Annotated in this window: 8 protein-coding genes; all 8 read left to right on the forward strand. The window is 37.8% G+C overall.

Annotation, left to right across the window (positions count from 1 at the left end; genetic code table 11):
- Window positions 1-782 (forward strand): glycosyltransferase (locus tag A0129_RS15140; protein ID WP_291716233.1); only part of this gene is annotated, 782 nt, incomplete at its 5' end.
- A 307-nt stretch (window positions 783-1,089) separates the two neighbouring features.
- The gene (locus tag A0129_RS15145) at window positions 1,090-1,839 is read left to right on the forward strand and encodes a glycosyltransferase (protein WP_291716234.1); all 750 of its coding nucleotides are present in this window, start codon (window positions 1,090-1,092) and stop codon (window positions 1,837-1,839) included.
- On the forward strand, window positions 1,836-2,708 hold the full coding sequence (locus A0129_RS15150) for an NAD-dependent epimerase/dehydratase family protein (RefSeq protein WP_291716235.1): 873 nt from the start codon (window positions 1,836-1,838) through the stop codon (window positions 2,706-2,708). Before A0129_RS15145 ends, A0129_RS15150 begins: the two co-directional genes overlap by 4 nt.
- Complete coding sequence (locus tag A0129_RS15155) at window positions 2,705-4,111, forward strand: hypothetical protein (RefSeq protein ID WP_291716236.1); 1,407 nt, start codon at window positions 2,705-2,707, stop codon at window positions 4,109-4,111. Before A0129_RS15150 ends, A0129_RS15155 begins: the two co-directional genes overlap by 4 nt.
- Window positions 4,104-4,874 carry a glycosyltransferase gene (locus A0129_RS15160; RefSeq protein WP_291716237.1) on the forward strand — a complete coding sequence of 257 codons (771 nt, stop codon included), beginning with the start codon at window positions 4,104-4,106 and terminating at the stop codon, window positions 4,872-4,874. Before A0129_RS15155 ends, A0129_RS15160 begins: the two co-directional genes overlap by 8 nt.
- Entirely contained in the window at window positions 4,871-6,022 is a 1,152-nt protein-coding gene (locus A0129_RS15165) for a hypothetical protein (RefSeq protein ID WP_291716238.1), read from the forward strand. The genes A0129_RS15160 and A0129_RS15165 overlap by 4 nt, the downstream gene beginning before the upstream one ends.
- Window positions 6,023-6,067: 45 nt before the next feature.
- Window positions 6,068-6,949: a glucose-1-phosphate thymidylyltransferase RfbA gene (rfbA, locus tag A0129_RS15170; RefSeq protein WP_291716239.1), complete on the forward strand. Its 882-nt coding sequence runs from the start codon at window positions 6,068-6,070 to the stop codon at window positions 6,947-6,949.
- A 29-nt stretch (window positions 6,950-6,978) separates the two neighbouring features.
- Window positions 6,979-7,188: dTDP-4-dehydrorhamnose 3,5-epimerase family protein (locus tag A0129_RS15175; protein WP_291716240.1), on the forward strand; the 210-nt coding region annotated here is incomplete at its 3' end.

Consider the following 7,188-nt stretch of genomic DNA (forward strand, 5'->3'; position numbering starts at 1 on the left):
TCATCGGTGTAAAGGATGTAAAGAGTCCTTCCAAAAAAGGAATAATAATGAAAGTAACAGTTATTACAGCGACATTAAACTCAATAAAAACAATTGAAGATACATTTAATTCAATAATTTTGCAGGAAGGGTATATAAAAGAATGGATCATTGTGGATGGAGGGTCAAGTGACGGCACGCTTGGTTTTGTGAGAAGTGTTAAATCTAAGTGTTGTTTCGATATAAAAGTATTTGAACGTGATCCTAAGGGAGTTTACGAGGCAATAAATTACGGTATTTCATTGGGTATTGGTGAAATAGTCGCGATTTTACATTCGGATGACTATTGGAGAGCCGACACTTTAAGTCAAGTTATCAGAGACTTTGAAAATGGTTGGCAGCTAGTTTATGGAAGGATAAGCGAAATAAGCCAAACTGGAGAATATATTTCAACTCATGGGGATAGCTCGTATTCAAAATTTAAAAAATTTAGGCTGCATAACATACATCCATCAGTGTTTGTTTCGAAATCCCTCTATGATAATTACGGGTTGTTTAATGTTAAATATCCCATCAATTCAGATATGGATTTTTTAATGAGAATTGTTGGTAAAGGTGTTTCAATTAAATTCAATGAGGATATTGTCGTATGTTATAGGAAGGGAGGAATTTCGTCTATGAGGAGACCGAAAATAATCTCAATTATTGAAATCTGTATTAGAAATAAAGTTGGATTCCATGGTTTAATTTATCAATTGATGCGGGAGCTTTATGGGAGACTTCGAAAGTGGATGTATCGATAAATGTATATTTTAATTGGGACTCAGTTACAGAAAATGCCGGGGACTGGTTTCTCATGAGGCGATATGAGGAGGAGGTGAAATCTCACTTTTCTATTTCTAAAGACTTTGATGAGTCCGATTTGATAGTTACCTTTAATATCGATCGACCAAGGGATTTGTGGAGAATTGTTTCAAAAAAAGGAAAAAAAAGATAGTTTTGTATTGCCTATATCATAACAAAGAGTTTATAAATCAATATAGAGCTAATAACCTTCACCTGCGCAAGCTATTAAAATTAAAAACACTGAATTGGCTTTTTGGTGCGGCATTGAGCGTATATGAGAATTCTAGACAAGTTCTTAAGGCGCCAGATATTAATTATAGAAAATTTTTCTTATTTAACTTATTTCGAGATTTTACTTTAAATAAAATAGATCTAGCGAGAAGATGTAGTGTTCTAGTGGCCTCATGTGAGAAAGAAGCAAGTCTGATACGAAAATCCTTAAAGGTATTAGGCGGAGGTATTGAAGTAAAGGTGGTTCCGCATAGTCCTATATTCATAAAATCTAAGAAACAAAAGTCGTCATTCATATTGGTCGTGGGGCGCATAGAAAAGAGAAAGAATATAGTTAGTCTTATAGCTTCCTTTGATCAGAAAAGAAAAATACGGGTTATTGCACCATTAGGAATTGATGCAGAGTATAACAAAAAATTTATTGATCTTATATCAAGCAAGAAAAACGTAACCTGGAGTTCGTGGCTGGAGGAAGACGCGTTATATGCTTTGGCATCAGAGGCGGAGTCGGTCTGGAGTGCAAGCTGGTTTGAAGTAATGTCGCTATTTGAAGTGGATTGTATATACAGCGGTATAAAAGTTGTTTCCTCAGAGAATTCCTACCTCAAAAGCGAGATGTTTTTTTCTCCATCGAAGGGGGTGGTGGTGAATAAACCAAATTATTCTCTTGGTCGAAAGTTAGTGAATAAGACTGCCACACCTAATGAGGTAAATGATCCACATACGATGATTAGATCTTACGATAGAAATTTCGTTCGTATTTTGAGTGAGATAAAAATATGAACGTGATGATAATTTCCAAAGGAAGCTTTATTTCGCGGTCTCTTGCCGAAGCCTTGTGGTCTGTTGAAGGTCTCAACGTGACGGTGGTCGCGGCTAGTTTAACAACTCGCGAGAATTTGCGTTTACCTAATGCCGCTTTTGCCGATCAATTTATCGAGAAGTTTAAGCCTGATATTCTTATTAATTGTATGGGTGGTTTAGATCCTAGATCCAATCCTACGATGCTAGATAAGTTCATTGAGCGATATCTAATTGATTATCTGGGTGTGGTTGAGGCTGGTTTTAAACGCGACCTTAAGCTAGTTATTGATTTTTCTAGTGCTAACGAAATTACAAGTAATTCGGCTTTAACACCTGTGGAATTAAATGATACGAATATTTACAGATCGTTAAAAATTTCTATTGAGCAATTCGTTTCCTCTTTAGCAATTTTACATAAAAAAAAATATGCAATTCTCCGTTGTGGCAATATTATTGGCGTTGGGTACTCAAGGAACGGGTTTGGGGTTGTTGAGGTCTTCGCTAGAAAAATTCTTGAAGGGGAGGAGCCAGTATTCTTCTCTGACTCTATTAAACGAAAAGATTATGTTTCTATTTCTGATTTGGTTCGTGGGGTCAAAGAAATTGTGCTTTGCAGGTATAATATTTCAAAATTCGTTGAAATTTTTGAAGTCAAGTCAGGTTACCTCGCTAGTGCGAGAGAAATATATTCGTATTTGTTGTCTTATTTTTCTCAAGGAGAAGGGAGTCCTTTATTTGACGGTTTAATTAATAGTGGTTCGTTTTTTAAGCGTCTAGGTATTACCCCTGTGAATCCAGAGGGTGATATTAAAAGAATATTTGATGCTCTAAGGGATTCAAAAAAATGAAAAAAATTTTGGTGTCGGAGGCGTTTCCCCTGAATCGTTTGTTGTTTATTCTCACAACTATAAGCCACTATGAGCCAAGTGCAGTATTCTTCTTTTCTCCATCGGAGGTCAATTTTATTAAACATAGCGGAGGTGACTTATTCGACTTCTTAAATAAAAAGTTCACTATTGTTACACTTTCTGGAACTAATCGAAAAATTTTTAATAAAATGAAGTTTATATTTTCTTTGCCGATTATCTTGGCGAGATTGTATTTACTGTATGACGCTCCATTCAAAATCGCTCACTCCGAGCTATCATTGCTCTTTATGAGCGATGACCAGAAGCGACCAAGCACGTTTCAAAAGCTGAGATCTTTATATTATCTAAGAGAAAAAGAGTGTGAGATTAATGCTTTAAATATACCCAATTTTGATTTGGTTGTACTGGGCCACAAAGTATATGCATCGCGGCTGCTTTATAACTTTGCACTTAGCTCCGGAGTAAAGATTGTTTTATATGGTTCAAATAATTTTCAAATATTATCTAGGAGCTCAGAAATCCTACCTTTTTTGCTGCCTACCGCCGAATTGACCAAGAAATTTGAGGTGAGTTCACTTAGGGAGCGCTCTGCAGCTTACTGGGAGCGTAGGCTTTTGGGGGATATTGCGTATTCAGATGCGCGCGAGGCTAGCCAAATTCAAGTACGAATCGACGTTGCATACCCCGCCAATGTTGTACTTCTACATGTGTTTAAAGATTCTCCTAACTTTTCAATCGATTCAGACAGGGTGTTTAATGACTACTTTGATTGGATGCGGGCGGTGCTTGATATCATCCGGCGGAGCCCTGAACGATGGGCTATAAGATTACATCCCTCAAGTGGAAAATGGGGTGAAAATCAAATGAAGGTGATAGATGCCTTAGACGTCAGTTCTGTTATTGATGGTAGCCGCGTAATTTTAGATGATCATTTGGTCTCAAATACTTACATTCTTAAGCATTGCCAGAGAATTGTCACGTTTCAGGGGTCCGTCGTACTTGAAGCGGTCGCAATGGGAAGAAGGCCGGTTTGCGTAAGTTGCTTTTCTGATGTTCAAAGGTTTCTTGACCTAAAGCTACAGGCTGCGTCAATTAAAGATTTGGAGAAATACTGCCTTTCCACTGTTGAATACTGGTTTAAGCCTCCATCTGATCTTCAGATTCAAAAAGCTAAATTTCTCATTTATTTAAAAGAAGTTGTATTGTCCTTCAATGTCTTAAGCAAGGTCAAACTTAGATCCAGGGGTGAGGAAGCTTCAAATGACCTCATTTCTGAAATGAAGCTTTTTAATGAGGAATTGTCTAAGTTTAAGCATATCTTTTGGGAGTTTTTAAACTCAAGCGATAACCAAATCTTTCCTGTGGTTGAAGGGTATGAGTGATTTTCGTCTTCTTTCCAAATCCGAATACAATATCATTGAGGCGCGCATTGCCGTTTGCTTGTGCGCCTTTAATGGGGGTAAATACATACATGAACAAATTGAAAGTATTATTACAGCCGATTGTTTCTCGGAAGAGGATATTCTTCTAATTCACGATGATGGTTCACAAGACAATACAGTTGATATAGTTCGAAGGTTTTGTAATCCACAAATAGTATTGATAAGAAGTGCTGAACGTTTGGGCCCTTGCAAGGCTTTTGAGCGTGCCATTGCTTATGTTTCTGCAAGGTATTATTTCTTTTCTGATCAAGATGATGTTTGGGATAGTACTAAAATATTAAGTTTTTTGCAGAAATTTGAGGGCGGTGCTGAAATTGTAGTCGGTAATGGACTGTTTGTAGATGAAAAACTCAATCCTCTCGGAAAGTCGATATTAGATATTGTACCCCCAAGAGAATGTTATATTTTAAATTTGATTAGACCCAGTTATGTTGGGGCTAGCCTTGCTATAAATCGTCAGGTACGTGATTTGATGCTTCCCTTCCCTTTGCCTGTTTACATGCACGACATGTGGTGTGGGATATTCGTTACCTTGGGTTTTCGTCTAGCTGTTATCAAAAGTAACACCTTTTATTACAGGCGTCATTCAGAGGTCTTTACAAAAAGCAGAAATCCAATTCACTCAAAGTTATTTTGGCGTTTTAGATTTATTCTTGCAACATTTTTTGCGGGCTGGAGAATTGTTTTTAAGGTGCTCAAGTGAATCTGTCTTTAGCCATTAAAAACATAGTGGGAACTTCAGTTGTTTATTTTTTTCTGATTGTTCCTTTTGATCCGCAGTTATTGTTAGCTGTGGTCATTATTTTCTTTTTAATTTCTATTTGCAAAGGAATTCCGGTTGATAAAATTTCTCTTGCTTTTCTGTTAAGTTTGCTAGTGTGTATTTACGGTGTGTTTGTTGGGTTTTTTAATGGAAATCCTACGGCGCATATATTTCGAAATGCTGGCGGAGCCTTTTTTCTGTTAACTTATTTTATTTTTTCTTCATTTAGTAATGAATGGCTAAGAGTTATTAATTTCTTTATAATTCGTGCGCTTATCGCTTATTTGTTTTTTTCTATTATTTTTTACATTGCATATAATATTGGTTTGAGGGAATTATTTTATAATTTTATCTTTATTTTGGGCGATGTGCACGGAAGCGGAGATGATAGTATATATAGGACTTATGGTTTTCCTTTTTTTTCTCTCGGTTTATTGGCGTTGCCTCTTATAGTCGGAAATCGTTCTGACTATTTTCATGTTTCGATAGGTTTTCTTATACTCATTTTTATCATTGTGTCATCTTTTTCTAAGGGAGCAGTTTTGATGTTTTTTTTCTCCCTCGTGATATATTTGCACGTTGGTAAAAATTCGCTTTTAACTAAAATATTTGTTATTGTTTTTGCATTTATCCTTGGATACTTTGCATATAGTACTTATCTGGAAAATGTTATTAACGTGTTTGGTGTTGAATCAACTGGTAATCTTCAGCGAATTGAGCAGTTGAAATCTTTCTTCGACGAGGTAACGTTGTTAGGGAACGGATTTGGTGCGCCATTTAAAACCTTCATTCGTTCATTCGATGCTCCGTATGGTTCCGAGATAAGTTATTTTATGTTTATCCACAAGGTCGGAATTTTTAGTTTAATTGTATTTTTTCTTCTTTTTTTTGGACTTTTTTCAATTTTTACGGTCCCGAAATATAGGATGAGTGCCGAGTTAATTCAATTGGCCGGTATTTCACTTTATCTTTTTCCATCTTTTGGTAATCCTATTCTCTTTCACCCAATATTGTTAACATTATTTTGTTTTTATTTTGCGGCATATCGTCGTTCGATGTTTGGAAGATGTGTCTCCGGTGGTCAATAGGGTGAACTATTTTTTTTGTGGGCGTGTTTCATTGGGATTTTGTAAATGAAAGCAATCATATTGGCCGGCGGTTCCGGCACTCGTCTTTATCCTGTAACTCGTGGGGTCAGTAAACAACTAATCCCGGTCTACGATAAGCCGATGATCTATTATCCGTTAAGCACTTTGATGTTGGCTGGTATTCGGGACATTCTTATTATATCTACACCACTAGATTTGCCCCGCTTTGAGCATCTCTTGGGTGATGGAAGCGCTTGGGGCTTGAATTTGCAATACGCCGAGCAGCCAAGCCCGGATGGCCTTGCGCAAGCCTTTTTGATTGGCGAAGAGTTTATTTCGGGTGAAGGCTGTGCTCTTGTGCTGGGTGATAACCTTTTTTACGGCCATAATTTGGCTAAGCAGCTGCGAGTGGCTGCAGCCAAAGAGCAGGGCGCAACGGTGTTTGCTTACCCTGTTACAGACCCTGAGCGTTATGGTGTAGTTGATTTTGACGAAAATTGGAGGGCTCTAAGCATTGAAGAAAAACCAATTAAACCAAGAAGTAAATACGCAGTTACTGGTTTGTATTTTTATGACAAACAGGTAGTTGGCTTTGCTAAGGCCGTTAAGCCTAGCCCAAGAGGCGAGCTAGAAGTTACTGACATTAATCAAGCGTATCTTGAGCAAGGCTTGCTCGAGGTACAAGTGATGGGCCGGGGGCATGCATGGCTTGACACAGGCACTCACGACAGCATGTTAGAGGCCTCACAATTTATTCAAACTCTTGAGAAGCGTCAGGGCCTAAAAGTGGCTTGTCCCGAAGAGATCGCGTGGCGCAACAAATGGATTAACGACGCCCAGATCGTTGAACTGGCTAAGCCGCTGGCAAAAAGTGGGTATGGAAAGTACATACTCGATCTGCTTGATCACAAAGTCACGGACTATTAATTTGCTTCCCTATTCAAGGTGCACAGGTAATGAAAGCAACAGTAACCAAACTGTCCGGGATTTATCTTTTGGAGCCAACTATGTTCAGTGATAGTCGGGGCTACTTTTTTGAAAGCTTCAACAATCGAAAGTTCAAAGAATTAACAGGTTTTCTACCCCATTTCGTGCAAGACAATCAGTCAATGAGTGCGAAAGGGGTAATAAGAGGTTTGCACTTTCAAGTAAGCCCCAAAGCTCAA

Origin of the sequence: Limnobacter sp. CACIAM 66H1 (assembly GCF_001601825.1) — a bacterium.
Lineage (GTDB): Bacteria > Pseudomonadota > Gammaproteobacteria > Burkholderiales > Burkholderiaceae_B > Limnobacter.

Excerpts from the sequence above, each read along its gene's own strand:
- rfbA (WP_291716239.1), top strand. The coding sequence starts at position 6,068 with ATGAAAGCAATCATATTGGCCGGCGGTTCCGGCACTCGTCTTTATCCT.
- A0129_RS15155 (WP_291716236.1), top strand. The coding sequence starts at position 2,705 with ATGAAAAAAATTTTGGTGTCGGAGGCGTTTCCCCTGAATCGTTTGTTG.
- A0129_RS15160 (WP_291716237.1), top strand. The coding sequence starts at position 4,104 with ATGAGTGATTTTCGTCTTCTTTCCAAATCCGAATACAATATCATTGAG.
- A0129_RS15150 (WP_291716235.1), top strand. The coding sequence starts at position 1,836 with ATGAACGTGATGATAATTTCCAAAGGAAGCTTTATTTCGCGGTCTCTT.